At 57.3% G+C, this 24,433-nt stretch carries 21 protein-coding genes and 1 pseudogene; 11 read left to right on the forward strand and 11 right to left on the reverse strand.

All coding sequences use genetic code 11. The annotated features are described in order from the left end of the window. Positions 1 to 17: 17 nt before the first annotated feature. Positions 18 to 2,153 carry a YccS family putative transporter gene (gene yccS / locus QZ766_RS22215; RefSeq protein WP_297207437.1) on the forward strand — a complete coding sequence of 712 codons (2,136 nt, stop codon included), beginning with the start codon at positions 18 to 20 and terminating at the stop codon, positions 2,151 to 2,153. Here yccS and QZ766_RS22220 read toward each other — a convergent pair. Further along, positions 2,089 to 2,763 carry a TfoX/Sxy family DNA transformation protein gene (locus QZ766_RS22220; protein WP_297207439.1) on the reverse strand — a complete coding sequence of 225 codons (675 nt, stop codon included), beginning with the start codon at positions 2,761 to 2,763 and terminating at the stop codon, positions 2,089 to 2,091. The genes yccS and QZ766_RS22220 overlap by 65 nt on opposite strands. A gap of 213 nt (positions 2,764 to 2,976) precedes the next feature. Between QZ766_RS22220 and sulA the strand changes: the two genes are divergently transcribed. Together sulA and ompA are read left to right on the forward strand one after the other, a co-directional pair. After that, entirely contained in the window at positions 2,977 to 3,474 is a 498-nt protein-coding gene (sulA, locus tag QZ766_RS22225) for an SOS-induced cell division inhibitor SulA (protein ID WP_297207441.1), read from the forward strand. A gap of 339 nt (positions 3,475 to 3,813) precedes the next feature. Next, positions 3,814 to 4,872, forward strand: a complete 1,059-nt coding sequence (gene ompA / locus QZ766_RS22230) for a porin OmpA (protein WP_297207442.1) — start codon at positions 3,814 to 3,816, stop codon at positions 4,870 to 4,872. 57 nt (positions 4,873 to 4,929) lie between these two features. Here ompA and matP read toward each other — a convergent pair whose 3' ends face one another. Then, on the reverse strand, positions 4,930 to 5,382 hold the full coding sequence (gene matP / locus QZ766_RS22235; RefSeq protein WP_297207444.1) for a macrodomain Ter protein MatP: 453 nt from the start codon (positions 5,380 to 5,382) through the stop codon (positions 4,930 to 4,932). A 166-nt stretch (positions 5,383 to 5,548) separates the two neighbouring features. Here matP and QZ766_RS22240 point away from each other — a divergent pair, with 166 nt between their 5' ends. Both QZ766_RS22240 and fabA read left to right on the forward strand, forming a co-directional pair. After that, on the forward strand, positions 5,549 to 7,306 hold the full coding sequence (locus QZ766_RS22240) for a Lon protease family protein (RefSeq protein ID WP_297207446.1): 1,758 nt from the start codon (positions 5,549 to 5,551) through the stop codon (positions 7,304 to 7,306). Between the two features lie 69 nt (positions 7,307 to 7,375). Then, complete coding sequence (gene fabA, locus QZ766_RS22245; protein WP_297207449.1) at positions 7,376 to 7,894, forward strand: bifunctional 3-hydroxydecanoyl-ACP dehydratase/trans-2-decenoyl-ACP isomerase; 519 nt, start codon at positions 7,376 to 7,378, stop codon at positions 7,892 to 7,894. A gap of 75 nt (positions 7,895 to 7,969) precedes the next feature. On the opposite strand, the gene rmf is transcribed toward fabA, so the two are convergent. From rmf to rlmKL, 6 genes are all read right to left on the reverse strand, one after another. Next, entirely contained in the window at positions 7,970 to 8,137 is a 168-nt protein-coding gene (gene rmf, locus QZ766_RS22250; RefSeq protein WP_297207452.1) for a ribosome modulation factor, read from the reverse strand. 260 nt (positions 8,138 to 8,397) lie between these two features. Further along, positions 8,398 to 8,967 (reverse strand): membrane integrity-associated transporter subunit PqiC, encoded by a 570-nt coding sequence (gene pqiC, locus QZ766_RS22255; protein WP_297207455.1) that lies wholly within the window; start codon positions 8,965 to 8,967, stop codon positions 8,398 to 8,400. Further along, positions 8,967 to 10,601 (reverse strand): intermembrane transport protein PqiB, encoded by a 1,635-nt coding sequence (gene pqiB / locus QZ766_RS22260; RefSeq protein ID WP_297207457.1) that lies wholly within the window; start codon positions 10,599 to 10,601, stop codon positions 8,967 to 8,969. Before pqiB ends, pqiC begins: the two co-directional genes overlap by 1 nt. Further along, positions 10,591 to 11,859 (reverse strand): membrane integrity-associated transporter subunit PqiA, encoded by a 1,269-nt coding sequence (pqiA, locus tag QZ766_RS22265; RefSeq protein WP_297207460.1) that lies wholly within the window; start codon positions 11,857 to 11,859, stop codon positions 10,591 to 10,593. Before pqiA ends, pqiB begins: the two co-directional genes overlap by 11 nt. A 17-nt stretch (positions 11,860 to 11,876) precedes the next feature. After that, positions 11,877 to 13,784, reverse strand: coding sequence for an ABC transporter ATP-binding protein (locus tag QZ766_RS22270; protein ID WP_297207463.1), 1,908 nt, complete (start codon positions 13,782 to 13,784; stop codon positions 11,877 to 11,879). A 12-nt stretch (positions 13,785 to 13,796) separates the two neighbouring features. Continuing rightward, entirely contained in the window at positions 13,797 to 15,902 is a 2,106-nt protein-coding gene (gene rlmKL / locus QZ766_RS22275; protein ID WP_297207465.1) for a bifunctional 23S rRNA (guanine(2069)-N(7))-methyltransferase RlmK/23S rRNA (guanine(2445)-N(2))-methyltransferase RlmL, read from the reverse strand. Between the two features lie 99 nt (positions 15,903 to 16,001). Between rlmKL and QZ766_RS22280 the strand changes: the two genes are divergently transcribed. Beyond that, positions 16,002 to 17,111 carry a YcbX family protein gene (locus QZ766_RS22280; RefSeq protein WP_297207467.1) on the forward strand — a complete coding sequence of 370 codons (1,110 nt, stop codon included), beginning with the start codon at positions 16,002 to 16,004 and terminating at the stop codon, positions 17,109 to 17,111. On the opposite strand, the gene zapC is transcribed toward QZ766_RS22280, so the two are convergent. Then, entirely contained in the window at positions 17,108 to 17,650 is a 543-nt protein-coding gene (gene zapC / locus QZ766_RS22285; protein WP_297207470.1) for a cell division protein ZapC, read from the reverse strand. The two genes, QZ766_RS22280 and zapC, sit on opposite strands and share 4 nt — an antisense overlap. Before the next feature lie 145 nt (positions 17,651 to 17,795). Beyond that, positions 17,796 to 18,806 carry a quinone-dependent dihydroorotate dehydrogenase gene (gene pyrD / locus QZ766_RS22290; protein WP_297207488.1) on the reverse strand — a complete coding sequence of 337 codons (1,011 nt, stop codon included), beginning with the start codon at positions 18,804 to 18,806 and terminating at the stop codon, positions 17,796 to 17,798. Between the two features lie 231 nt (positions 18,807 to 19,037). On the opposite strand from pyrD, the gene ssuE reads away from it, so the two are divergent. From ssuE to ssuB, 5 genes and pseudogenes are all read left to right on the forward strand, one after another. Continuing rightward, the gene (gene ssuE / locus QZ766_RS22295; protein WP_297207472.1) at positions 19,038 to 19,613 is read left to right on the forward strand and encodes an NADPH-dependent FMN reductase; all 576 of its coding nucleotides are present in this window, start codon (positions 19,038 to 19,040) and stop codon (positions 19,611 to 19,613) included. Then, positions 19,606 to 20,635 (forward strand): annotated as a pseudogene (locus tag QZ766_RS22300) (sulfonate ABC transporter substrate-binding protein). Before ssuE ends, QZ766_RS22300 begins: the two are co-directional and overlap by 8 nt. Continuing rightward, positions 20,577 to 21,722 (forward strand): FMNH2-dependent alkanesulfonate monooxygenase, encoded by a 1,146-nt coding sequence (gene ssuD, locus QZ766_RS22305; RefSeq protein ID WP_297207474.1) that lies wholly within the window; start codon positions 20,577 to 20,579, stop codon positions 21,720 to 21,722. Before QZ766_RS22300 ends, ssuD begins: the two are co-directional and overlap by 59 nt. Positions 21,723 to 21,732: 10 nt before the next feature. Continuing rightward, positions 21,733 to 22,524 carry an aliphatic sulfonate ABC transporter permease SsuC gene (gene ssuC, locus QZ766_RS22310; protein WP_297207477.1) on the forward strand — a complete coding sequence of 264 codons (792 nt, stop codon included), beginning with the start codon at positions 21,733 to 21,735 and terminating at the stop codon, positions 22,522 to 22,524. Further along, entirely contained in the window at positions 22,521 to 23,291 is a 771-nt protein-coding gene (gene ssuB / locus QZ766_RS22315; protein ID WP_297207479.1) for an aliphatic sulfonates ABC transporter ATP-binding protein, read from the forward strand. The genes ssuC and ssuB overlap by 4 nt, the downstream gene beginning before the upstream one ends. Before the next feature lie 96 nt (positions 23,292 to 23,387). On the opposite strand, the gene QZ766_RS22320 is transcribed toward ssuB, so the two are convergent. Beyond that, positions 23,388 to 24,433, reverse strand: a 1,046-nt coding sequence (locus QZ766_RS22320) for an aminopeptidase N C-terminal domain-containing protein (protein ID WP_297207481.1), incomplete at its 5' end; no start/stop codon positions are given.

The raw sequence follows: 24,433 nt of genomic DNA on the forward strand, positions 1-24,433 counted from the left end.
CGGGAACAACATTAAGCATGCTGAGCCCGCTAATCAGACGCTATACCTGCAACAGCACCTGGCTTTATAACGTCAGAATTTTTCTCGCCCTTCTGGGAACCACCGCCCTGCCCTGGTTCCTCGGGGACGTTAAGCTGACAATTCCGCTGACGCTTGGCGTCGTTGCCGCGGCGCTTACCGACCTTGACGATCGACTGAGCGGCCGGCTGATTAATCTCATTATCACGCTGGTCTGTTTCTTTATTGCTTCAGCCTCCGTTGAGCTGCTTTTCCCCTGGCCCTGGGCGTTTGGCGTGGGCCTTGCGATATCTACCAGCGGCTTTATTTTGCTGGGCGGCCTCGGCCAGCGGTATGCCACCATCGCTTTTGGCGCGCTGCTGATCGCGATATACACAATGCTCGGCGTCTCGTTGTATCAGCACTGGTATCAGCAGCCTGTCATGCTGATTGCCGGCGCGGTCTGGTACAACGCGCTGACCCTTATCGGGCACGTTATTTTCCCCATCCGCCCGCTGCAGGATAATCTCGCCCGCAGCTACGATCGCCTGGCCCAGTATCTTGAGCTGAAATCCCGGCTGTTCGATCCAGATATTGAGCAGGACAGTCAGTCCCCGCTCTATGAACTGGCCATTGCCAACGGACAGCTGGTGGCAACCCTGAACCAGACGAAAGCTTCACTGCTGACGCGCCTGCGCGGCGATCGCGGCCAGCGCAGCACGCGCCGCACGCTGCAGTACTATTTTGTCGCCCAGGATATCCACGAGCGGGCCAGCTCTTCGCACGTCCAGTACCAGCCTCTGCGGGATGCTTTTCGCTACAGCGATATCATGTTCCGCTTTCAGCGCCTGCTGTCTATGCAGTCCCAGGCCTGTCAGCAGCTTTCACGTTCCATACTGCTGCGAACGCCCTATCAGCACGATCCTCATTTTGAGCGCGCCTTTACCCACATCGAGGCGGCGCTGGAGCGAATTCGAACAGGCGGCGCTGATAAAGAGCAGCTGAAAGCGCTGGGATTTCTGCTAAACAATTTGCGCGCAATCGACGCCCAGCTGGCAACTATCGAATCCGAACAGCAGCTGGCGATGCCCCAGGGCGCGACCGAGACTGAACTGGCGGACGATCGTTTATTGGGATTCGGCGATGTCTGGCTGCGCCTGACCCGCAATATGACGCCGGAATCGGCCCTTTTTCGCCACGCGGTCAGAATGTCGCTGGTGCTTTGTGCAGGCTATGCATTTATACAGTTCACCGGCCTGCAGCACGGATACTGGATACTGCTTACCAGCCTTTTTGTGTGTCAGCCAAACTACAACGCAACACGCCACCGGCTGGCGTTAAGGGTAATAGGAACGCTTGTTGGCGTCGCTATCGGATTACCCGTTCTGCTGCTGGTACCCTCCCTCGAGGGGCAGCTGATTTTGATTGTGCTCACCGGCGTGCTGTTCTTTGCGTTTCGCAATATTCAGTACGCCCACGCCACGATGTTTATCACCCTGCTGGTGCTGCTCTGCTTTAATCTTTTGGGCGAAGGCTTCGAAGTTGCCCTGCCGCGCATACTGGATACGCTGGTGGGTTGCGCCATCGCGTGGGCTGCAGTCAGCTTTATCTGGCCGGACTGGAAGTTTCGCAACTTGCCGATTGTGCTGGACCGCGCGATTAACGCCAACTGCCGCTATCTCGATGCCATACTCGAACAATATCATCAGGGGCGGGATAACCGACTGGCGTACCGCATCGCCCGGCGCGACGCCTACAACCGTGATGCGGAACTGGCGTCCGTCGTCTCTAACATGTCAACAGAACCGCACGCTACGGCAGAAAGGCGCGAAACGGCATTCCGGTTGCTGTGCCTGAACCACACGTTTACCAGCTATATTTCGGCACTGGGAGCGCACAGGGAAAGGCTTACGGATTCAGACATTCTGGCGCTGCTCGACGATGCTGTATGTTATGTGGATGACGCACTGCATCATCCACGGGCTGCCGAAGCGCGCGTGCAAAATGCCCAGGGTGAATTAATGGTGCGCATTCATCAAGCTGAACCCGGAGCAGATTCTAAAGCTCCGCTGGTGCTCCAGCAGGTGGGGCTTATTCTGAGTCTCCTTCCTGAGATTTGCCGTCTTCAGCGGCAGGTAATTCCGCGTCCGGATTAAATCCTCGCCCGTCACCCAGCGTCTTAACCCAGTCAAGAAGATACTGACGTCTTGACTGGGGAATCATTGCGGAATGCGTTCCGGTAATCGCCCCTTCTAGCGCCAGCAAAACGCTGGTACTCAGGTTTTTGCGGATCCTGCGCAGTCGATACCAGACGGCTGTTGCCCCCAGCGCCCGCAGCATTTTCTCGTCCCGGACACCGGCTTCAAGCAACAGCATTTCAAGAGACCAGTTGATATTAGGCAGGCTTCTTAATCCGCGGCGATTTTGCTGCTGCGATTTATCGCTTTGCGCTTTCTCCAGCGAGAGAGCCGAGAGACGCAACAGCAGCGGTTTATCTCCCCATACCTCTTCATCAACCAGGTAGTAATTCAGCGAAACCGCTCTCCCTCGGCGGTTGAAGGTTAATAACTGGTGCGGCTGTGACGCGTCATAAGATGCATTTTGTTCGCAGGCTCTTAGATAAAGTTTCCCTTCCAGCACCATTGCAAACACCGTATCGTCGATTGACAGACTGTATCCACCAAATAGCGCGCGGTGCTGTATCTCGCCCAATGATGACAAATATTCCACAGACTTATTGATCTTGCCGTATGATATTCTTTTCATGATTATTCCCTTTAATCATGTACATAGATGTATAACTTCTTAGGTGAACCACCAACGAGGAAAATAAGTAACTTCGATTAGCGGGGCAAGTTTAAGTTGCCGTAGACAGGCGATAAGAGACAAATTTGCGAGACGGTTTCAGAAAATGGGGTTGATTCAGGGTCTGTTGAGGTATACTGTACATCCATACAGTAACTCGGGTGGGGATTCATTATGTTCACTACAGGCCATGCAAATCGTTCAGCTATCACGTCAGCCGCTGCAGCGCATCGTTCACAACAGACTGCCTCCGGACTCATTAGTGAAGTGTTGTATCGCGCAGACCAGCCGATGATGACTCAGCTGCTTCTGCTGCCCTTATTACAACAGCTTGGTCAGCAGTCTCGCTGGCAGCTATGGTTGACCCCACAGCAAAAACTTAGCCGCCAGTGGGTCGAAGCCTCTGGCCTGCCTCTGTCAAAAGTGATGCAGGTAAACCAGATGTCGGCGCATAACACGCTTGATTCAATGATCCGCGCATTGCGCACAGGGAACTACAGCGTTGTTATTGCCTGGATAGCCGAACCGCTAACGGAAGAAGAGCATATGCGTCTGACGAGTGCAGCAGAAGAAGGAAGCGCGGCCGGGTTCATAATGCGTCCAATTACGACAGATCCTCATTCCGCCAGACAGCAATCTGGACTAAAAATTCACACCAATTTGTATCATTAAGTTAATTTAAGACTTTTCCTAGCAATTTTTTTACGCATTTAACGCTCTTTTCTTTGATAGCGTCTTTTTTCTGTAAAGTCTTGTGCGGTGCGGGTTGCAGCACATTATACCGAACAAAAAAGCAACATAAATGTTAAATATTGTGTATACAACCCCTTTTTTTTCATATGCCTGACAGAGTTCACACTTGTAAGTTTCTAAGTACGTTGTAGACTTTACTTCGCCAGGGGTGATCGGCTTGTCTACGTTCCAATGAATTAGGTCACGCCCCCGGTGAAGGATTTAACCGTGAATTCGACGATTTCATGGCGATTTTTGGATGATAATGAGGCGCAAAAAATGAAAAAGACAGCTATCGCGATTGCAGTGGCACTGGCTGGCTTCGCTACCGTAGCGCAGGCCGCTCCGAAAGATAATACCTGGTACGCTGGTGGTAAACTGGGCTGGTCTCAGTATCACGACACCGGTTTCATCAACAACAATGGTCCGACCCACGAAAGTCAGCTGGGTGCAGGTGCCTACGGTGGTTATCAGGTAAACCCGTACGTTGGTTTTGAACTGGGCTACGACTGGTTAGGTCGTATGCAGTATAAAGGCAACTACGCAAACGGCGGCCAGAACGGCGCTTACAAAGCTCAGGGCATTCAGCTGACCACCAAACTCAGCTACCCGATTGTTGACGATCTGGATATCTACACCCGTCTGGGTGGCATGGTTTACCGTGCTGATACCACCTCTAACAGCCTGAACAGCCGTCACAAAGACCACGATACTGGTGTGTCTCCGGTCTTCGCTGGTGGTCTTGAGTATGCAATCACCCCGCAGATCGCTACCCGTCTGGAATACCAGTGGACTAACAACATTGGCGATCGCAGCGAAATCGGCACCCGTCCAGACAACGGCCTGCTGAGCGTAGGTGTTTCCTACCGTTTCGGTCAGGACGAAGCTCCGGCTCCGATCCCGGCTCCGGCTCCGGCTCCGGAAGTACAGACCAAGCACTTCACTCTGAAGTCTGACGTTCTGTTCAACTTCAACAAGTCTACCCTGAAGCCGCAAGGTCAGCAGGCGCTGGATCAGCTGTACACCCAGCTGAGCAACATCGATCCTAAAGATGGCTCCGTCGTGGTTCTGGGCTTCACCGACCGTATCGGTTCTGACGCTTACAACCAGGGCCTGTCCGAGAAACGTGCTCAGTCCGTTGTTGACTACCTCGTTTCTAAAGGCATCCCGTCTAACAAAATCTCTGCACGTGGCATGGGCGAATCTAACCCGGTTACTGGCAACACCTGTGACAACGTGAAAGGCCGCGCAGCTCTGATCGACTGCCTGGGTCCGGATCGTCGCGTAGAGATCGAAGTTAAAGGTCTGAAAGACGTAGTAACTCAGCCGCAGGCTTAAGTTCCGTCTTGAAGTAATAAAAAACCCCGCGATGCGGGGTTTTTTTTCGGCTGTTGATTATTTCTTACCGAGCAGCGCCTGCAAATCCTGTTTAAGATTGCTCATCTTGCTGGCGTATTTCTCTTTATTCTCAGCATCTTCAATAAGCTTAACGATGGTCTCCGACAGCGTCATTCCTCTGCGCTGCGCAAGTCCCGCAAGCCTCTGCCAGACCATAAACTCAAGATCGATGGATTTCTTACGCGTGTGCTGATGTTCGGCATTAAAGTGACGCTTGCGTCGGGCACGAATCGTCTGCTTCATGCGGTTAAGCAGCGCAGGGTTCATGTGCTGTTCTATCCAGCTAGTGACCTGTACCGGCTTATTCTCAAGACTCAGCAACGCATCTACCGCCTCGCGGGCAGCGCTGGTTTCAATGTAGCGGGTGATAAGCTCCCCTTCGCGGTGCTTCTTCACCAGGTATTTCCACTTCCAGCCGCTTTCAAGGTTTTCCAGTTGTTGATATTTCATTGCGATCTCAATGTGACCGTGTAACCCGTTTCAGGATAACAGGTTTTTATTAATCTGCTGAAAAGAAATCTGCCTCAGCCCGCGCTAATATGCCAGCTATTGTCCGTGTGCTCGATGGCACCTTAAGGTATAATCGCTCGTTTTACATCTGACAAAAAAAGCGACTTTGACCATAACTAAACTTTTAAAGCGCGACCTTGTTCCCGATACAGGAACCTATGAGGCGCTATTTGCTCAGCCAGATCTGGCTACCGAAACCGATTCCCTCTTAGAAGAGCTGCAGCCGCGTCTGCACTACTCGCTCGATCAGCTGCTTTATCCTCAAAGCATCGCGAATATTCTGCTGGTAAAAGCACCGGAAGAACCCGACTATTTAAACCTGCTGGCAGAGCGCACGGAGAAAATGCGTCCCGCTTCCGACGCGCTGCACGGCGTCTGCTATACGGTAGCAGACGGCGTTATTAGCGTCGGCCCCGCCGAGCAGAGCAGCGATAATTTTGCCAGCAGCGGTCCCGTCATTAGCGCCAGCTGGATCGAGGCTGAGCAACTTTTTGGCTGCGTGCGCCAGTTTAATGGCAAAGTCACGCTCCAGCCCGGCCTTGTACATCAGGCTAACGGCGGCATCCTGGTTCTCTCCCTGCGGGCGCTGCTTTCTCAGCCGCTGATGCTGATGCGCCTGAAAAACATTGTCGCCAAAGGCCGCTTTGACTGGCTCTCCTGGGACGAATCCCGTCCTTTGCCGGTATCTGTTCCTTCAATGCCGCTCTCTTTAAAACTGATTTTAGTGGGCGAACGCGATTCGCTGGCCGACTTCCAGGAGATGGAGCCGGAGCTCGCAGAAAACGCGCTCTACAGTGAATACGAAGATAATCTGCAAATTGTCGATGCGTGCGACCTCCGCCGCTGGTGCCAGTGGGTGTGGCAGGCGGCCGGAAAGCTGTCGCTTCCAGGACCGGATAAAGATGCGTGGACGCCACTGATTCAGGAAGGCACGCGCTACAGCGGCGATCAGCAAACGCTGCCGCTCTCTCCGCTGTGGATCGCCCGCCAGCTTCGCGAAACCGCCGCCTTTTGTGAAGGCGAGCGCTTCTCTGGCGAGCAGCTTTCCACCATGCTGGCGCAGCGCCAGTGGCGCGAAGGTTATCTCGCTGAGCGTATGCAGGATGAGATCCTGCTCGAACAAATCCTGATCGAAACCGAAGGCGAGCAGATTGGCCAGGTCAACGCGCTGTCGGTTATTGAGTTTCCCGGCCACCCCCGCGCCTTTGGCGAGCCATCGCGCATTAGCTGCGTGGTGCATTTCGGCGACGGCGAGTTCATGGACATTGAGCGCAAAGCAGAACTCGGCGGCAACATTCACGCCAAGGGCATGATGATCATGCAGGCTTTCCTGATGGCGGAACTCGGACTCGATCAGCAGATCCCCTTCTCTGCCTCACTGACCTTCGAACAGTCCTACAGCGAAGTTGACGGCGACAGTGCCTCGATGGCAGAGCTGTGCGCGCTGGTCAGCGCCCTGGCAAACGTACCGATTAACCAGAGCGTGGCCATTACCGGCTCGGTCGATCAATTTGGTCGCGTCCAGCCGGTCGGCGGCCTTAATGAAAAAATCGAAGGCTTCTTTAACGTTTGCCAGCAGCGTGGACTGACGGGCAAACAGGGCGTAATTATTCCTGCGTCTAACGTACGCCACCTGAGCCTCTCCGAGGATGTCCAGCGCGCGGTAGAAGCAGAAGAGTTTACGCTGTGGGCCATTGACCATGTTGCCGATGCCCTCTCCTTACTGACCGGACTAGCCTGGGATGGCGAAGGTCAAACAACTCTGCTGCAAACCATTCAGGAACGAATTACCCAGGCCACTCAGCAGGAAGAGCGTCATCGCCCGTGGGCGCTACGCTGGCTAAACTGGTTTGGTTCCAACTGATCGGAGTTGTTCAGCTTACACGTGTTAGCTATCCTGCGACGCGAACTTAAAATAAGGCTTACTGAAAATATGGTAGATAAACGCGAATCCTATACAAAAGAAGACCTTCTTGCCTCAAGCCGCGGCGAACTGTTTGGTGCCAAAGGCCCACAGCTGCCGGCACCTAACATGCTGATGATGGACCGCGTCGTCAAAATGACAGAGACCGGCGGCAATTACGATAAGGGCTATGTCGAAGCAGAACTGGATATCAATCCGGACCTGTGGTTCTTCGGCTGCCACTTTATCGGCGATCCGGTTATGCCGGGCTGCCTGGGTCTGGATGCCATGTGGCAGCTGGTCGGATTCTATCTGGGCTGGCTGGGCGGCGAAGGCAAAGGCCGCGCGCTGGGCGTTGGTGAGGTAAAACTGACCGGACAGATCCTGCCGACCGCTAAAAAAGTCACCTACCGCATCCACTTCAAGCGCGTCATCAACCGTCGGTTGATCATGGGGCTGGCCGATGGTGAAGTACTGGTAGATGGTCGCCAGATCTATACGGCAACGGACCTGAAAGTAGGCCTGTTCCAGGACACTTCCGCATTCTGATTATCCTGTTCTGCCGCCTGGCAGAATACGGCGAAGCCTCCGTTCAGGAGGCTTCTTAGTCTTAAAGAGACAGCATCAGGCGATTACTGTCCTGTCCTCCATGGCTTCTCGCCAGCCTCCCAGCCAGTGCGACCTTTGATTCAGGGTCTGATAAGGACAGATTTCTTTCGACTTGCCAGCGATGCCGGCCTGGTACCCGCGGTGATGTGCCCGTTCCAGGCGATCACGTTTTTGTCTCTTCATGCCTCGTTTCCCTCATTTCATGATCTGGTGGAAAAGAAAACAGTGGTTACTTTATGCGCAACCACATCTAATGATTAACCTGGATAGCGCCGGTCGTCAATGTGCGACGTTCACGCCAGTGTCATATTTGTGAGGTATAGCAGGGGCAAATCGAGTAGCAAAAAACCGCGAAGGCCGGCAAGCTGCTGTCCATAAACTAAAAAAAACCGCAGGCGGATTTCTCCGGCTGCGGCTCAGGCAGTGATGAATTTTTCTAATGCTTAGCGATTAATTTCCTGCGCTATTGCAGCGGCTTCCTGCGCCCAGGCCGCCGCCAGCAGTTTAACCATTGCATCATAGCCATCCTGCTGCTGCTTCATTTCAATGGTGAAGGGCCGTTTGATCAACTGCCCCTGATGGTTGAGCAACCACTCCCCGCTCACGATGACTCGCCCGTCGTAGCGACCGTGAAAGCCGTTCACGCTGACGTTGAGCACATCCTGATCGTTACCCAGCGGCTGGGAGGAGACGACCCAGTTCGGCAGTTCGCGGCTCAGATTCGCCACCAGCGTCGTGCGCAGCTGCTGATCCAGCGGGCTGGCCCACAGATTGTTATTGGCAATCGTGTACTGCACATCGCTGGTCTGATAAACCACGCCGTTGCCGGCGAGGTAATCAGGGATGGTTATCTGCTCTACCCACAGCAGGCGGCTGTTCTGACCCTGGGTCAACGTGCCGTGGGTTGTGCCCGGCCCGGACTGGGAGACGGGTAGCTGGTAGTAAGTTTTGTTCTCCCCGCTGCTGCACGCTGCCAGCAGGCAGGCCAGACAAAACGGTAGCCACTTTTTCATTATTTCGCCCTCTTCGGCTGTGGATCTTTTTTATCTTTGGCCTCAAACACCAGCGCGTTGCTCTTGCTGTTGAGCGTTTTCAGCACCGGCTGCAGCTCGCGCAGTACCTGATCGAGGCGCTGCATATCCGCCACCATCTTGTTGTACGCCGCCGATCCCGGCTGGAAGCCCTGCATACTGCGATTAAGCTCGCGCAGCGTTTTCTGCATGTCTCCCGGCAGATCCTGCATCGACTGGCTGGCGGTGATCTTGTTCAGATTGTCCAGCGTAGTCTGCAGATGCTTCAACGTTGCCTGACTTTCCGCCAGCGTGTTGGTTGCCTGCTGCATCATCGGATTAATAGGCAGGTTGTTAATCTTATCGAGCGCGTCCATCAGGCGCTGCTGAATCTGCGCCAGGCCGCCGCTGACGGTTGGGATTAACTTGTAGCCGCCATACTCAACGTATTTCGGCTTATCGGCCTTCGGATAGAAGTCGAGATCGATGTACAGCGCGCCGGTCACCAGGTTGCCGGTTTTCAGCGAGCCGCGCATGCCGCGATTGATGAGCATGGCGAAATGCTGGCGAACATCACCGTGGTCGCGCAGCTGGCTCACCAGGCGCTGCGGCTCAATGCGGATCAGCACCGGAATGCGGTAATCGTCGTTCAGCGTCTGGTAAAGGCCTGGCATATAGAACGGTACTTTAGCCACGGTACCGAGGCGAATGCCGCGGAACTCGACAGGCGCACCAGGCTGCAGGCCGCGCACCGAATCCTTGAAGAACATGACGTAATCCACGTGCTGGGTATAAACCGAGTCCTGGATACCCTTCTGATCGTCAAACAGGTGGTAAGCAGTTTGGTTGGCAACCGGCTGGCCCAGATCGAGCCCTTCCGGCACGTCGAAACTCACGCCGCCGCCAAACAGGGTTGAGAGAGAACCCATCTCCACACGCATCCCGGACGAAGAGAGATCCACGGCGATGCCGCTGTCTTTCCAGAAGCGCACGTTGGTGGTCACCAGGCGATCGTTCGGCGCGTTGATAAACAGCTGATAGGTGATGTTGCGCTTTTCCGGGTTGAAAGTACTGGTTTCAACGGAGCCGACGCGATAGCCGCGAAACAGCACCGGATCGCCGGCGGAAAGTTGTCCGGCCTTATCACTCTCCAGCTGAATACGGATCCCTTTCGCGTCCGGCGGCGCCAGCGGCGGGGAGTCCAGCAGCTCATAGCGCTTCGGCTCGCTGCCTTTGCTTCCCGGCTGAAGCTCAACGTAGGCCCCGGAGAGCAGAGTCCCGAGTCCGCTCACGCCTTCGCGGCCAATCTGCGGCTTAACCACCCAGAATACCGTGTCGCTGTGCAGCAGCTTTTCCATGCCGGAATTAAGACGCGCCTTAATTTCAACGTGGTTCAAATCATCGGTCAGCGTCGCGCTTTCAATCACGCCCACGTCAACGCTGCGGCTCTTGATGCGGGTTTTACCGCCCTCAATGCCTTCAGCATTAGTGGTAATCAGCGTGACTTCGGGCCCCTGATGGCTGTAGTGATAGTAGAGTATCCATGCACCGATGAGGACGGTGACGATGGGAAAAATCCACACCGGCGACCAGTTCTTCACCTTTTGCACTTTAGCCTCTCCATTGTTATTTTCCATGCTGCGAATTTTCCTCATGGCTTAAATCTGGCTCGCGATCCCACAGTAAACGCGGATCGAAAATAATGGCTGAAAACATGGTAATGACGACCACCAGCGCAAACATGACGGCGCCCATAGCCGGGTAGATATTCATTAGTCCCCCCATCCTTACCAGCGCCGACAGAACGGCAATCACAAAAACGTCAACCATTGACCAGCGGCCAACAAACTCAACGATTTCATAAATGATGTGCATCTTCTCGCTGTCCCGCCGCCCTCTTCCGCTGGCGCTAAAGCACAGCCAGCCGATAGCTATCATTTTCAGCGACGGCACCATAATACTGGCGATAAAAATCACGCCGGCGACCGGATAAGAGCCTTCGCTCCAGAGCAGCACCACGCCAGCGATAATGGTGGAGGGCATTTTATCACCGAGCAGATCCGTGACCATGACCGGTAAAATATTAGCCGGCAGATAGCAGAGCAGTGACGTTATCAGCAGCGCCAGGGTCCACTGCAGGCTGTTTTTGCGCCTCGCGTGCCCTTTCACTCCGCAGCGCGGACATACCAGCTGGTCGGCAGGCAGAATGGCAGTACAGCACGAACAGGCGCGCAGCCCCTGACGCAGGCCGCTGACACCTACTTTAAGCGGCTGCACCGGCGCGGGCATCGGCTGGATCTCATTCCACAGCCAGCGGCGGTCAACGCACTGAAACGCCCGCAGCTGCAGCAGGCAGAACAGACAGAGCGGAACAAAGCTGCTGCCCACGCCGATATCGCCGTAGGCCATCAACTTCACAAAGCTCACCAGAACGCCGGCCATGAAGATCTCGGTCATGCCCCAGGTTTTCAGCTGGAACAGCCAGCGGGCAAGAAACTTCTGCACCGCCTGCGGTAAAGGCACCCGGTTGACCAGCAATATGATGGAGGCGAGGCAAAACGCCGGTATCAACTGCACAAAAAGGACAAAAAGCGTGCCGAGGCTGGCGTAATCGTCGCTGAGAAGCATGGTCGGGATCTTGAGCAACGTTATCTCGCTGGTCAGGCCGGCCACTTTCATATTGACGAAGGGAAAGAGATTCGCCAGCAGCAGCATAAATAGCGCCGCCAGCGCATAAGCAGTGGGACGCTTTCGCGGCTTGTCCCACCGGGTTGTTAGCGTCGTACCGCAGCGCGGGCACGACGCCTTATGGCCGAGCTTAAGGTGCGGTAATTCCACCAGCATATCGCACTGCGGGCACAGAACGTGACGCCCGGCATGCTGTCGATCGCACATGCACTTTCCTCTAGTGATTAACTACCATTTTTTAGCGCCTCAAGATATTCCCAGCGCTCAAAGGCCTCCTCCAGCGCTTTTTCAGCCCGCGCCATGTCGTCCAGCACCTGCTGAGTCTGCTCGTGAGACTGGCTGAAGAAGGCAGGATCGGCGACCTGCGCCTGCAGTTTGCCGAGGTTATCTTCCAGAACTTCAAGCTGTTCCGGCAGCAGTTCCAGTTCGCGCTGTAATTTGTAGCTTAGTTTGTTACCAGCGCGTTTAACAGTCTCTGCTTTTACCTCGGCGGGCTTGCTGATTTTTACCTCGACCGCCGCTTTGGTGGTATGAGACTGCGCCTGCTGGCCGCGGGCATCGTGATAGCCGCCGACATATTGCCCAATGCGGCCGCCGCCTTCGAAAATCCAGCATTCGGTGACGGTGTTATCAACGAATTGACGATCGTGGCTGACCAGCATGACGGTGCCCTGATAGCCATCAATGAGTTCTTCCAGAAGCTCCAGCGTCTCAACGTCAAGATCGTTGGTCGGTTCATCGAGGATCAGCAGGTTGCTCGGCTTGAGGAACAGCCGGGCCAGCAGCAGGCGGTTGCGCTCTCCGCCGGAGAGCGCGCGCACCGGCGTCATGGCGCGCTTGGGATGGAACAGGAAGTCCTGTAGGTAGCCGAGCACGTGGCGCGGCTTGCCGTTCACCATCACTTCCTGCTTGCCCTCCGCGAGGTTGTCCATCACCGTACGGTCCGGATCGAGCTCGGCGCGGTGCTGGTCGAAGTAGGCCACTTCCAGCTTGGTGCCGACGTGAATACGCCCGCTGTCGGCCGCAAGCTGGCCGAGCATCAGCTTCAGCAGCGTGGTTTTGCCGCAGCCGTTAGGACCAATCAGGGCAATTTTATCGCCGCGCTGCACCTGCGCAGAAAAATCTCTGACCAGGGTTTTGCCATCCACCTGGTAATTAACATCTTCCATCTCGAACACGATTTTGCCCGAGCGGCTGGCCTCTTCAACGTTCATGCGGGCGCTGCCCATGACTTCCCGGCGTTCGCTGCGCTCGTTGCGCATGGCTTTCAGGGCGCGTACGCGGCCTTCATTACGGGTGCGGCGCGCTTTAATACCCTGGCGGATCCAGACCTCTTCCTGCGCCAGCTTGCGGTCAAATTCAGCGTTTTGCATCTCTTCAACGCGCAGCGCTTCTTCTTTTTCCAGCAGATATTTGTCGTAGTTGCCGGGATAGGTCACCAGCTTGCCGCGATCGAGATCGACAATGCGCGTGGCCATATTGCGAATAAACGAGCGGTCGTGCGAGATGAAGATGATGGTGCCTTTAAAGGTTTTCAGGAAGCCTTCCAGCCAGTCGATAGTTTCAATATCGAGGTGGTTGGTAGGCTCATCCAGCAGCAGCACCCGCGGGCCGGACACCAGCGCCCGGCCAAGCGCGGCCTTGCGCAGCCAGCCGCCGGAGAGCGAGGCCAGCGCGGCGTCCGGGTTCAGCTGCAGCTGCTCCAGCACTTCATTGATGCGGCTTTCCAGCTGCCACAGCCCGTGGTGATCGAGCTGCTCCTGGATTTTCGCCATCTCATTGAGGTTTTTGTCGCTCGGATCGGTCATCACCTTGTGCGAGATATCGTGATAGCGCTTGAGGTACACCGCCTGCTCGGCAATGCCTTCCGCTACGAAGTCGTACACCGTGCCTTCCACATTGCGCGGGGGATCCTGCTGCAGGCGCGCCACCACCAGATCCTGCTCATAAATAATGCGGCCGTCGTCGAGCCCCTGCTCACGGTGAAGGATCTTCATCAGGGTCGATTTGCCGGCGCCGTTGCGCCCTACCAGGCACACCCGCTCGTTATCTTCAATGTGCAGTTCGGCGTTGTCGAGAAGCGGGGCGTCGCTAAAGGAGAGCCAGGCACCGTGCATACTAATTAATGACATTTATTTATTCCTTCACGCTGCTGTAATAAGCCAGCAGTTGTGGATCTGACGGTTGCGGGCAAAATCCTGAGAAAGCGTTTTTTGGGTGATTTCCTGTGCTTTCAGGCCCAGCGCCGCCATCCCGTCATGATCGAGTTTAAATCCGCGCTTGTTGTTGGAGAACATAATGGTGCCCCCCTTGCGCAGCAGACGTTTTAAGTCGCCCATCAGCTTCAGGTGATCGCGCTGTACGTCGAACGTGTCTTCCATCCGCTTCGAGTTTGAGAAGGTCGGCGGATCGATAAAGATCAGGTCAAACTGCTCGTCGCACTCCCGCAGCCAGCCCAGCACGTCCGCCTGCAGCAGGCGGTGCGGGCGACCGGTAAGCCCGTTCAGGCGCAGGTTGCGCTCTGCCCACTCCAGATAGGTGCGGGACATATCCACCGTGGTGGTGCTGCGCGCGCCGCCGAGTCCGGCGTGGACGCTGGCGCTGCCGGTATAGGAGAACAGGTTAAGGAAATCTTTGCCTTTACTCATCTGACCCAGCATCCGGCGGGCGATGCGGTGATCGAGGAACAGGCCGGTATCCAGATAGTCGGTCAGGTTAACCCACAGGCGCGCGTTGTATTCGCCCACTTCCAGATATTCGCCCTTGGCGCTCAGCTTCTCATACTGGTTTTTACCTTTCTGGCGCTCGCGGGTTTTCAGCACCAGCCGGTTCGGGGCGATATCCAGCACCTGAATGGTGGCGGCAATAACATCGAACAGGCGGTGGCGGGCGCGGGTAGCGTCGACGGTTTTCGGCGGCGCGTACTCCTGAATCACCACCCACTCACCGTAGCGGTCTACCGCCACGTTATACTCGGGTAAATCCGCATCGTACAGGCGATAACACTCGATCCCCTCCTGACGCGCCCACTTATCGAGCTTTTTAAGATTTTTGCGCAGGCGGTTAGCGTAATCGTCCGCCAGCATCACCGGCGCGGCACCGTCGTTTTCCGCCAGATGATAGTTTTTCTGCACGCAGTCCAGCGGGCCGTTTTTAGCCTTGAACTGGCGTTCGGCGCGCAGCTGCAGGCAGCTCAGCAGGTCCGGGGAGGCGCTGAACAGGGAGAGGTTCCAGCCGCCAAACTGGGTTTTCATGATCCGCCCCAGCAGGTTGTGCAGCGCAATCAGCGCCGGCTCGCTATCCAGACGCTCGCCGTACGGCGGGTTGCTGATAACCGTGCCGTGAGGCCCTTTCGGCAGCGGGTTGCTGAGCTTAGCGACATCTTTAACCTCAAAGGTCACCAGCTCGCCAATACCGGCTCGGCGGGCGTTGCTGCGGGCGCGTTCGATAACGCGGCCGTCGATGTCCGATCCATAAAAGTGCGATTCATAGGCGGCAAGCCCGGCGCGGGCGCGGGTTTGCGCCTCGGCCTTCACTTCCTGCCAGATAACCTCATCGTGCTGGGCCCAACCGTTAAAGCCCCACTGGCCGCGGTGCAGGCCCGGCGCCCGGTCGGTGGCCAGCATTGCCGCTTCAATCAGCAGCGTACCGGAACCGCACATCGGGTCCAGCATCGGCGTACCCGGCAGCCAGCCGGAGCGCATCACGATTGCCGCCGCGAGGTTCTCTTTAATCGGCGCGATACCGGTGCGATCGCGGTAGCCGCGCAGGTGCAGGCCGTCGCCGCTGAGATCGAGAGAGATATTGGCCACTTCTTTATTCAGGCGCACGTTGATCCGCACGTCCGGGCTCTCTTTATCGACGTTCGGACGCGGCAGGTTTTTGCGGGTAAAGGCATCGACGATAGCATCTTTAACCTTCAGCGCGCCGTACTGGCTGTTGCGAATCTCGTCGTTCACGCCGCTAAAGCTGACGGCAAAGGTCGCGCCCGGATTGAACATCTCGGTCCAGTTAATGGCCTGAACCCCAAGATAGAGATCCAGATCGCTGTAAACCTTACACTGGCCGAGCGGTTTCATGATGCGCGATGCCAGCCGGCTCCACATCAGGCTCAGGTAGAGCAGCCGCGTGTCCCCCTGAAAGTGGACACCACCCTGAACCACCTGGCACTCAATCGCGCCAAAACTTTCCAGTTCAGTTTTTAACAGCTCTTCCAGCCCGCGGGCCGTACTGGCAAACAGAGAATTCATATCGTCACTTATTACTTAAGAAAATTGTTGCGCATTATAGCCAATGTGGGCTGCATATCATAAAGTGATGCCGACTTTTTTTATCCGAAGGACAGTGTCATGGCGACGTTATCGCGACTTTTCATCCATCCCGTAAAATCCATGCGCGGTATTGGCGTCACTCAGGCGCTCGCCGACATCAGCGGCATGGCGCTGGACAGGATCTTTATGATAACGGAAACGGACGGTACCTTTATTACCGCCCGCCAGCATCCGCAGATGGTGCGCTTTGTTCCGGTGCCAATGCAGGACGGCCTGCACCTCACCGCGCCGGACGGCAGCAGCGCCGTTGTACGCTTTGTCGATTTCGCCCCGGAGGCGGCCCCCACCGAAGTGTGGGGTAACCATTTCACCGCGCTGATTGCGCCAGCAGCAGTTAACCAATGGCTATCTACTTTTTTCAAGCGCGACGTCCAGCTGCGCTGGGTCGGCCCGCAGACAACCCGCCGGGTCAAGCGCTATGATGCCGTGCCGCTCTCCTTTGCTGACGGATTTCCCTACCTGCTGACCACCGAAGCTTCCCTGCGAGATCTGCAGGACCGCTGTCCGGCCGGCGTTCAGATGGAGCAGTTCCGCCCGAATCTGGTCGTCGCAGGCACCCGGCCCTGGGAAGAGGACAGCTGGAAAGTGGTGCGCATCGGCGAGGTGGTGTTTGACGTGGTGAAGCCCTGCAGCCGCTGCATCTTTACTACCGTGAGCCCGGAGCGCGGGCAGAAGCATCCCTCCGGCGAGCCGCTGGCCACATTACAGACTTTTCGCACCGCGCAGGATAACGGCGACGTTGATTTCGGCCAGAATCTGATCGCCCGCAACAGCGGCGTGGTGCGGGTGGGCGATAACGTTGAGATCCTGTCCAGCGGGCCGGCGAAGGCCTACGGCGCCGGAGAAGCAGCGGAAACACTCAAGGTTGAGGCACAGCAGAGCGCAGTAGTGGATATTGACTGGCAGGGAGAGGTGTTTCGCGGCAACAATCAGCAGGTGCTGCTGGAGCAGCTGGAGCTGCAGGGCATTCGCATCCCTTACTCGTGCCGGGCGGGGATCTGCGGAAGCTGCCGGGTGACGCTGCTGGAAGGGGAAGTAAGCCCGATGAAGAAAGGGGCAATCGGGGATAATGGCACCATTCTTACCTGCAGCTGCGTGCCGAAGAGCGCGCTGCGGCTGCGATTTTAGACGGCCTGTCCGAGGCTGACGCAGTCCGGCACGGGCTGCGGCTGCAGCCGGTCATTCATGATCTTAATCGCATCGCCAAGCTGCATAGTGCGCCCGGCAATCACCACGCAGGGCTGCGCCAGCAGGCACAGGGCGGCATTTTCAGCCGGTTCAACCACCAGCAGATTCACCTGCTCGCCGCTGTCGCTCAGCCACACCGCGGCGGCATCGCCGGCTGCGGGGCACCAGCATTCACCGTGGGCGATGAAGTGCCAGCTTTTCGGCATTTGCGGCTTGAGAAAGCGGATAGCCACCAGCGCGTTCAGCACCAGCTCGGCGCGGTGTTCGTGGGTCAGCTCCAGGTCGCGGCACTTCTCTTCGAGAGAGAAATAAAGCGCGGCGTCATCGACACAAAAGCCTGAAGGATCAAAAGCATCGGGAGTTAACATGCGGCGGGAGTAGCGGGAGCGGAACAGCATGCCGTTGGCCAGATCGAGCATCATGCGATCGTGCTCTTCATCGTAATACCAGCGCCAGTTGTCATCAGGTTTAATTTGCATACCCACTCCCCTAACCTACAGATCTCGCCAAATTCTCGCTTCAAATAATTGCCAGAATGAATAAAGGCTAAAATAGCAACACTGGGGAAATATAAAGCAACCAGGGCCGAAAATAAAGCCCTGGCTGGAAATTGCTCAATAAAGATTAGAGATAAGTAACAATTTCTTTAATCAAAGGCGGCCCTTTGAAAATAAATCCGGAATAAATTTGAACCAGCGTGGCGCCGGCAGCTATTTTTTCACGCGCCGCCATCACAGAGTCAATGCCGCCAACGCCGATAATCGGCAACCGACCCTTTAATTCAGCAGAAAGCAATCGGATAATTTCGGTACTTTTTAATTGCAGAGGACGTCCGCTGAGGCCACCGGTTTCGTTACAGAATTTCATGTTCTGTACCAGCGCACGATCGAGCGTGGTATTGGTCGCGATAACGCCATCAATATTATGGCGCACTAAACTATCGGCTACCTGGATCAATTCTTCCTGAGAAAGATCCGGCGCGATCTTCACCGCTACCGGGACATATTTATGATGAATAGTCTGAAGTTCGGACTGCTTATTTTTAATGGCTAAAAGAAGATCGTCGAGCGCTTCGCCATATTGTAGAGTGCGCAGCCCCGGGGTATTCGGTGAGGATATATTTATCGCGATATATCCGGCGTAGGCGTAGATTTTCTCCATACAAATCAGATAGTCATCTTTCCCCTGCTCTACCGGCGTGTCTTTATTTTTACCGATATTAATACCGAGTACGCCGTCAAAGTGGGCCTTCTTGACGTTCTCAACCAGGTTGTCAACGCCGTGATTGTTGAAGCCCATGCGGTTGATCAACCCTTCCGCCTCAACCAGGCGAAACAGCCGCGGCTTGTCGTTACCCGGCTGCGGGCGGGGAGTAACGGTGCCTATCTCGATGGATCCAAAACCCAGCGCGCCGAGGGCATCAATGCACTCGCCGTTTTTATCGAGTCCTGCGGCCAGGCCCAGCGGATTCTTAAAGGTCAATCCCATGCAGCTGACCGGTTTTGCGGGCACCTTCTGACGTATCAGGGCTTCCAGCGGTGTCCCGGTAAGACGGCGTAATTGTTGAAAGGTCAATTCATGAGCGCGCTCGGGATCGAGCTGGAAAAGGGCTTTACGAACGAAGGGGTAGTACATGAACTCTCCTGATTCCCGGTGGCAAACCGGGGCCGTATTATGTGCGATCGCGCCGGGAAAGGGAATTGACCTGCGGCAAAAAAGCCAAATAAAGGCAAACGTTTCCCTCATTGCCGTTTTTCGGCAATTCATTTGCGGATAAATCATTTAGCGCAGCTTATCGCCTCTGCGACACTCATCACATGTTATCGATTTCTGATTGAACCAAACTTTTAGTTATAAGGAGTGGCAATGCGCGTTATTACTCTTGCGGGAAGCCCGCGCTTTCCTTCACGCTCCAGCGCGCTGCTGGAATACGCCAGAGAGAAACTGTCGCAGGGCAACGTCGAAGTTTTTCACTGGCATTTGCAAAACTTTAATCCGGAAGATCTGCTCTACGCGCGCTTTGACAGCCCCGCCCTGCGCACGCTGAATGAACAGCTGGTCGAGGCCGACGGGCTGATTGTCGCCACCCCGATATATAAGGCCTCATTTTCAGGCGCGCTTAAAACCCTGCTCGATCTTCTTCCTGAACGGGCGCTGGAGGGTAAAGTGGTTTTACCTTTGGCCACCGGCGGTACTATTGCCCACATGCTGTCCGTTGACTACGCGCTCAAGCCAGTGCTCAACGCCCTGAAAGCGCAGGAGATCCTGCACGGGGTCTTCGCCGACGACACCCAGGTGCAGGATTACCAGCATAAGCCGCAGTTCAGTCCTAACCTGCAAAAGCGCCTTGATGACGCGCTGGAAACATTCTGGCAGGCGCTGCACAAGCGCGATATTGCCGTCCCGGCCTTTACTCCCGCCCCGGGAGTTGCCCATGTTTAATTTTTTCCGCACCCGTACCGCCCGCTATGCCCTGAGCGGGCTGCTGACCCTTTCCGCGTGGAGCCACGCGGCCGAACCTGCGCCCGAGGCGCTGCGCATCGGCTATCAGAAAGGCAGCGTCAGCATGGTGCTGGCAAAAAGCCACGGGTTGCTGGAAAAACGCTACCCGCAGACCAAAATCTCATGGATTGAGTTCCCGGCCGGCCCGCAGATGCTTGAAGCGCTCAACGTCGGCAGCATCGATCTGGGTGCTACCGGCGACATTCCGCCTATCTTTGCCCAGGCCGCCGGCGCAGACCTGGTCTACGTCGGTGCCGAGCCGCCGAAGCCCAAAGCCGAAGTGATTCTGGTTCCTGAAAATAGCCCGATCAAAACCGTGGCCGATCTTAAAGGCCACCGGGTGGCGTTTCAGAAGGGATCGAGCTCGCACAATGTGCTGCTGCGCTCGCTGCAGCGTGCCGGACTGCAGTTTACCGACATCCAGCCCGTCTATCTTACGCCGGCTGATGCCCGGGCCGCCTTTCAGCAGGGCAACGTAGATGCCTGGACTATCTGGGATCCCTACTATTCTGCCGTGTTTCTGCAGGGCGGCGCGCGGGTGCTGAGCGACTCCACCGGCCTCGATCTGGCCGGTTCGTTCTATCTCGCTTCGCGTCCCTACGCGGAGAAATACGGTGTCTTTATTGAAGGCGTACTGCAAACCTTTACCCAGGCCGATGCGCTGACCATCAGCCAGCGCCAGCAGAGTATCTCTTTGCTCGCCAGCACTCTCGGCCTGCCCGAAGCCGTCATTACCCGCTATCTCGACAACCGCCCGGTGACGGCGATTACGCCGGTCAGCAGCGACGTTGCCCGACGCCAGCAGCAGACGGCAGATCTGTTTTATGAAAATCACCTGGTGCCGGTAAAAGTCGATATCAGCAGCCGCATCTGGCACCCCGCCGCCACTCAAGGAGCCGCACAATGAGTCTGAATATGTTCTGGTTTTTACCTACCCACGGCGATGGTCACTATCTGGGTAGCGAGGAAAACGCCCGCCCGGTCGATCACGGTTATTTACAGCAGATTGCCCAGACCGCCGATCGGTTTGGTTATACCGGGGTGCTGATCCCGACCGGCCGCTCCTGCGAAGACGCATGGCTGGTGGCCGCCTCGCTTATCCCGGTCACCCAGCGCCTTAAATTCCTGGTGGCCCTGCGCCCGAGCGTGATTTCGCCGACCGTCGCCGCCCGTCAGGCAGCGACGCTGGACAGGCTCTCAAACGGCCGGGCGCTGTTTAATCTGGTTACCGGCAGCGATCCCCAGGAGCTGGCGGGCGACGGCGTATTTCTCGATCACACCGCCCGCTATGAGGCCTCGGCAGAGTTTACCCACATCTGGCGCCGACTGCTGGAGGGCGAAACCGTCACCTTCGACGGTAAATATCAGAAGGTGCGCGATGCGAAGCTGCTGTTCCCGCCCGTTCAGCAGCCGCGCCCGCCCCTCTACTTTGGCGGCTCGTCGGACGTGGCACAGGATCTGGCTGCCGAGCAGGTAGACCTCTACCTGACCTGGGGTGAACCGCCGGAGCAGGTTAAAGAGAAAATCGAGCAGGTGCGCGCCAAAGCCGCCCGGCAGGGACGCAAAATTCGCTTTGGTATCCGCCTGCACGTGATTGTGCGCGAAACCACCGAGGAGGCCTGGCAGGCCGCCGACCGGCTGATCTCGCATCTTGATGATGCCACCATCGCCCGCGCCCAGCAGGCCTTCGCGCGCACCGACTCCGTCGGCCAGCAGCGGATGGCCGCGCTGCACGGCGGACGCCGCGATAAGCTGGAGATAAGCCCGAATCTGTGGGCCGGCGTCGGACTGGTGCGCGGCGGTGCGGGTACCGCGCTGGTGGGCGACGGCCCGACGGTCGCCGCACGTATCAACGAGTACGCAGAGCTGGGCATCGACAGCTTTATCCTTTCCGGCTATCCGCACCTGGAAGAGGCGTGGCGCGTGGGCGAACTGCTGTTCCCTCATCTGGACGTGAACGTGCCGGACATTCCGCGCCCCGCCGCGCTCCAGCAGCAGGGAGAAGTGGTCGCCAATATGTTTATCCCACGCAAGGCCGCGCAGAGCTGAGGCACCGCCCATGACGAGAACCGCACAAATCTGGCTGCACCGCGTCGCGCCCTGGCTGCTGCCGGTGGGCATTGTTATTGCCTGGCAAATTGCCTCTTCCGCAGGCTGGCTCTCGACGCGCATTCTGCCCTCCCCCGAAGGCGTGGTGAAAGCCTTCTGGCGCCTTTCGGCCAGCGGCGAGCTGTGGCATCACTTGAGTATCAGTACCTGGCGGGCGCTGGTGGGCTTTTCCATCGGCGGTTCCATCGGGCTGGCGCTGGGGCTGATTAGCGGCCTGTCCCGCTGGGGCGAGCGCCTGCTGGATACCTCGATTCAGATGCTGCGCAACGTGCCGCACCTGGCGCTGATCCCGCTGGTCATTCTCTGGTTCGGTATTGATGAAACCGCCAAAATCTTTCTGGTGGCGCTCGGCACCCTGTTTCCCATTTACATCAACACCTGGCACGGCATCCGCAGCATCGACCGCGGCCTGGTGGAGATGGCCCGCAGCTACGGACTTTCCGGCCCGGCGCTGTTCTGGCACGTGATTCTGCCCGGCGCGCTGCCGTCAATTATGGTCGGCGTGCGCTTTGCCCTCGGCCTGATGTGGCTGACGCTTATCGTGGCGGAAACCATTTCAGCCAATGCCGGCATCGGCTATCTGGCGATGAACGCCCGGGAGTTCCTGCAAACCGACGTGGTGGTGGTCGCTATCATTCTTTATGCCCTGCTGGGCAAGCTGGCCGATACCAGTGCCCTGATGCTGGAACGCGTCTGGCTGCGCTGGAATCCGGCCTATCACCTTAAGGAGGCCAGCGTATGAATACGGCGCGCCTGAATCCGGGTATTCCGCTGCTGCTCAACGGCATCAGCAAGCAGTACGGCAATAACGTGGTGCTCAACCAGCTGGATCTGCATATTCCCGCCGGCCAGTTTGTGGCCGTGGTCGGGCGCAGCGGCGGCGGGAAAAGTACGCTGCTGCGGCTGCTGGCCGGGCTTGAAAAACCCAACGCCGGCGAGCTTCTGGCCGGCAGCGGCCCGCTGAGCGCCAGCCAGCAGGAGACCCGGCTGATGTTTCAGGACGCGCGGCTGCTGCCGTGGAAAAGCGTGATTGATAACGTCGGCCTCGGGCTGAAGGGCAACTGGCGCGATCGGGCGCTGGAAGCACTGGCGACCGTTGGCCTTGAAAGCCGCGCCGGCGAATGGCCCGCCGCACTTTCCGGCGGCCAGAAGCAGCGCGTGGCGCTGGCCCGGGCGCTGATCCACCGGCCAGGACTGCTGCTGCTCGATGAGCCCCTCGGGGCGCTGGACGCGCTAACGCGCCTCGAGATGCAGGATCTTATCGAAAGGCTGTGGCTGGAACAGGGCTTTACGGTGCTGCTGGTCACGCACGACGTCAGCGAAGCAGTGGCGATGGCAGATCGGGTGCTGCTGATCGAGGAGGGAAAAATCGGTCTCGATCTGGCGGTGGATCTGGCCCGGCCCCGCCGCATCGGTTCTTCGCGGCTGGCTGAGCTGGAAGCAGAAGTACTGAACAGGGTGATGCAGCCCGGCCACGGCGAGCCGCGCCGCTCCCGCCGCCACGGATAAAAGAGGGGGGAGCGGCTGCCCGCTCCCCCTCATTAGCACTGCGTTAAGTGCGGCTGTTTCAATACGGCGAGCCGGTAACCCGGCCCGCCACCCCGCTTACGCGAGGGCCTTCGCAATTTTCTCGTACAGATCCCCGGAAAGATCCTTCAGCCCCTTCAGCTGCTCCAGCGCGGCGCGCATCTTCTCCTGACGTTGCGCGTCATAGCGCTTAAAGCGGATCAGCGGCTCAATCAGGCGCGATGCCACCTGCGGATTGCGGCTGTTGAGTTCGGTCAGCATCTCGGTCAGGAACTGATAGCCGCTGCCGTCCTGCGCGTGGAAAGCGGCCGGGTTGTTCATGGCGAATGCGCCAATCAGGGCGCGGATGCGGTTCGGGTTGCTCAGGGTAAAGGAACGGTGCTCCAGCAGGCGGCGTACGGTGCTCAGCGCATCGTCTGCCGGGCTGGTGGCCTGCAGGATAAACCATTTATCCATCACCAGGCCGTTTTCGTGCCACTTGTCATCGTACTCCTGCATCAGCGTATCCCGGCACGGCAGCTGGGCGGCCACCGCGGCAGAGAGCGCCGCCAGCGCGTCGGTCATGTTGTCCGCCGCGTGATACTGGTGGCTGACCAGCCGATCCGCGAGCTGGATTTCGCCAAAGGCGAGATAGCGCAGGCAGGTGTTGCGTAAAGAGCGCTTGCCGATATCGGCATGCTCAACCCGGTACGTTTTCAGCGCATTCGCGTTGTACACCGCCAGCAGCTCGTCGGCCAGTTCGTTAGCCAGCGTGCGGGTCAGCGCCTCGCGCACCGTAGCAATCGCCACCGGATCGATGGTGTCGAACAGTTCGGCGATTTCGTTCACCGACGGCAGAGTCAGGATCTCCGCCGCCAGCGCCGGGTCGATATGCTCGTCGAGCAGGACTGCACGGAAGGCGTCGGCAACGTGCGCCGGCAGCGACAGCGGCTGCCCTTGACGCTGGCGCGCCACGTTGAGCTTGATGTAGTTCGCCAGCAGGCTCTGGGCGGCATCCCAGCGGGAGAAATCGTTGCGGGCATGGCGCATCAGGAAGGTCAGCTGCCGGTCGCTCCAGCTGTACTCCAGCTTCACCGGGGCGGAGAACTCGCGCAGCAGGGACGGCACCGGCTGGAAGTAGACGT

This window comes from uncultured Pluralibacter sp. (genome assembly GCF_913775985.1).
In the GTDB taxonomy this organism is placed as follows: domain Bacteria; phylum Pseudomonadota; class Gammaproteobacteria; order Enterobacterales; family Enterobacteriaceae; genus Pluralibacter.

Bases quoted from the DNA above. Each gene is read 5' to 3' on its own strand.
- yccS (WP_297207437.1), top strand. From the start codon at position 18: ATGCTGAGCCCGCTAATCAGACGCTATACCTGCAACAGCACCTGGCTT.
- QZ766_RS22220 (WP_297207439.1), bottom strand. From the start codon at position 2,763: ATGAAAAGAATATCATACGGCAAGATCAATAAGTCTGTGGAATATTTG.
- sulA (WP_297207441.1), top strand. From the start codon at position 2,977: ATGTTCACTACAGGCCATGCAAATCGTTCAGCTATCACGTCAGCCGCT.
- ompA (WP_297207442.1), top strand. From the start codon at position 3,814: ATGAAAAAGACAGCTATCGCGATTGCAGTGGCACTGGCTGGCTTCGCT.
- matP (WP_297207444.1), bottom strand. From the start codon at position 5,382: ATGAAATATCAACAACTGGAAAACCTTGAAAGCGGCTGGAAGTGGAAA.
- fabA (WP_297207449.1), top strand. From the start codon at position 7,376: ATGGTAGATAAACGCGAATCCTATACAAAAGAAGACCTTCTTGCCTCA.
- rmf (WP_297207452.1), bottom strand. From the start codon at position 8,137: ATGAAGAGACAAAAACGTGATCGCCTGGAACGGGCACATCACCGCGGG.
- pqiC (WP_297207455.1), bottom strand. From the start codon at position 8,967: ATGAAAAAGTGGCTACCGTTTTGTCTGGCCTGCCTGCTGGCAGCGTGC.
- pqiB (WP_297207457.1), bottom strand. From the start codon at position 10,601: ATGGAAAATAACAATGGAGAGGCTAAAGTGCAAAAGGTGAAGAACTGG.
- pqiA (WP_297207460.1), bottom strand. From the start codon at position 11,859: ATGTGCGATCGACAGCATGCCGGGCGTCACGTTCTGTGCCCGCAGTGC.
- QZ766_RS22270 (WP_297207463.1), bottom strand. From the start codon at position 13,784: ATGTCATTAATTAGTATGCACGGTGCCTGGCTCTCCTTTAGCGACGCC.
- rlmKL (WP_297207465.1), bottom strand. From the start codon at position 15,902: ATGAATTCTCTGTTTGCCAGTACGGCCCGCGGGCTGGAAGAGCTGTTA.
- QZ766_RS22280 (WP_297207467.1), top strand. From the start codon at position 16,002: ATGGCGACGTTATCGCGACTTTTCATCCATCCCGTAAAATCCATGCGC.
- zapC (WP_297207470.1), bottom strand. From the start codon at position 17,650: ATGCAAATTAAACCTGATGACAACTGGCGCTGGTATTACGATGAAGAG.
- pyrD (WP_297207488.1), bottom strand. From the start codon at position 18,806: ATGTACTACCCCTTCGTTCGTAAAGCCCTTTTCCAGCTCGATCCCGAG.
- ssuE (WP_297207472.1), top strand. From the start codon at position 19,038: ATGCGCGTTATTACTCTTGCGGGAAGCCCGCGCTTTCCTTCACGCTCC.
- ssuD (WP_297207474.1), top strand. From the start codon at position 20,577: ATGAGTCTGAATATGTTCTGGTTTTTACCTACCCACGGCGATGGTCAC.
- ssuC (WP_297207477.1), top strand. From the start codon at position 21,733: ATGACGAGAACCGCACAAATCTGGCTGCACCGCGTCGCGCCCTGGCTG.
- ssuB (WP_297207479.1), top strand. From the start codon at position 22,521: ATGAATACGGCGCGCCTGAATCCGGGTATTCCGCTGCTGCTCAACGGC.